Source organism: Streptomyces sp. NPDC048277 (genome assembly GCF_040652235.1).
Classification (GTDB): domain Bacteria; phylum Actinomycetota; class Actinomycetes; order Streptomycetales; family Streptomycetaceae; genus Streptomyces.
On sequence record NZ_JBEZLQ010000083.1, the window covers coordinates 1 to 1,525 of the forward strand.

The 1,525-nt window shown below is 67.9% G+C and carries 1 protein-coding gene and 1 pseudogene; both read left to right on the top strand.

Features of this window, described 5'->3' with window-relative positions; translation table 11 throughout:
• The first annotated feature begins 215 nt into the window (after window positions 1-215).
• Window positions 216-461 (top strand): transposase family protein, encoded by a 246-nt coding sequence (locus AB0D85_RS52225; protein WP_362338768.1) that lies wholly within the window; start codon window positions 216-218, stop codon window positions 459-461.
• A 356-nt stretch (window positions 462-817) separates the two neighbouring features.
• Window positions 818-1,081 (top strand): annotated as a pseudogene (locus AB0D85_RS52230) (IS5/IS1182 family transposase); the annotation flags it as partial.
• Window positions 1,082-1,525: the final 444 nt, after the last annotated feature.

Genomic DNA, 1,525 nt, shown 5'->3' on the forward strand with positions numbered 1-1,525 from the left:
CAGCATGCTCCCCGCGCCGTCTGGCGAGCCTGGCAGGAACAACACTTCGTCGTCATCCCACCACCACAGCGGCCACCGCAACGGCGGCCACCGCAGCGGTGGTGGACGCAGCGGTGGGCGCAGCGGTCGGGGATAGTCGGGAGGATCCTGCACCCTCCGGCGCCGGGAGGAGCACCGCGGTGATGAGGGTGAACGTCTCCCCGGAAGCGATCTGCATGGAGGCGGCGGCCTGCGGTCCGCCGCCTCGGTGTCCGAGTTGCCGGGCACGGGCAATACGGGTGCACTCCGCGTACGAGCAAAGTCCCGGCGAACACCCCCTCGGCGTAACGCAGCTGGTCATCCGGCTGCGGGGGCTGCGGTTCTTCTGCGACCGGCCGTCATGCCGGCGCGGTACCTTCGCCGAGCAGGTTGACGGACTGAGCGAGCAGTATCGACGCTCCAGCCTCGGGCTGAAGCAGTGACTGCGGGCCGTCGCCGTCGAGTTCGGCAACCGGACTGGCGAACGGCGTTGCCACAAACCGCACTTGGCCACAGGCCACAGCCAGGCTGCGGGAACTGCCGAAACGCCGCCGCCAGGGTCATGACCCACCTGACAACCGGCATAAGGAACTTCGCCCGGCTCCTTGCTCCGCACGCCGACAACACCGACGCGCTCACCGGCTGGCTCGCCCAGGTCCGAGCAGCTGACCTGCCCCCTCTGCTTTGCCAACGTGGTTGGTGGCGGTGTGGGTTGGTGCGGGGCCGGGGGTGAGAAAGAGGTGAGGCTCCTGGTAGACGGGTTGTAGGCCAGGAGCAGCCTGTCCGACCGGAGCTTCATGTGCTTGTCCGCCCGTCGGGGATCGGTCTGTCCAGCTCGGCCCTCCGGTACCTGTCCCGTCGGCTGACCGCCCGGCACCGTGAGCTCGGTACACGGTGGCGTCGGCTTCCTGCGGACCGGCAGGCCCTGCTCGTGCCGGCCAGCCTGCGGTGCGGACACATCTACGCCCAGCCCGCCGACGGCTTCGGCGTCGGAACCGGCACGGTCCACGACATCCGCGCCGCCCGCACCCACGGGATCATCGACGCCCCGGCCGAGGCCGGAACCCTCTGCCGGGCCGACAAGGCCTCCCGCAAGGCTCTGCGCTCTGGCGTTTCTGCGCTGCCGCGATAGGTGCGCGGTCGTGGTTACGGCAGGAACGTAGGCCGGGGGGAGATGACGGTAGCTCCGGCCCCCGACGATGCCGTCGATCACAGCACGGGATACACCCAGTCCTTCCGCAGCCTCCACCCTCGTGATCCGGCCGCTGGCGATGGACTGGAGTACCCATTGGGCTTGTTGGTCACTCAAGGAGCGCTGGTTGCGTGGCCCATCCGGACGGTACAAGGAGGTACTGACATCGCATGCTCGGAATACATGAACTCCTCCCCCTGTGAGTGCAGTCGCAAAATAGGTGTCGGCGTCGGCTGAACCCGGACCCAGTTTGGCCGGGTCAAAAGTGACCTTCGCGTCTTGAGTTGCGGTTGGTTCAGTCGTTGTTGTTCGTGG

Coding starts and splice junctions, on each gene's coding strand:
- AB0D85_RS52225 (WP_362338768.1), top strand. CDS start 216: ATGGAGGCGGCGGCCTGCGGTCCGCCGCCTCGGTGTCCGAGTTGCCGG.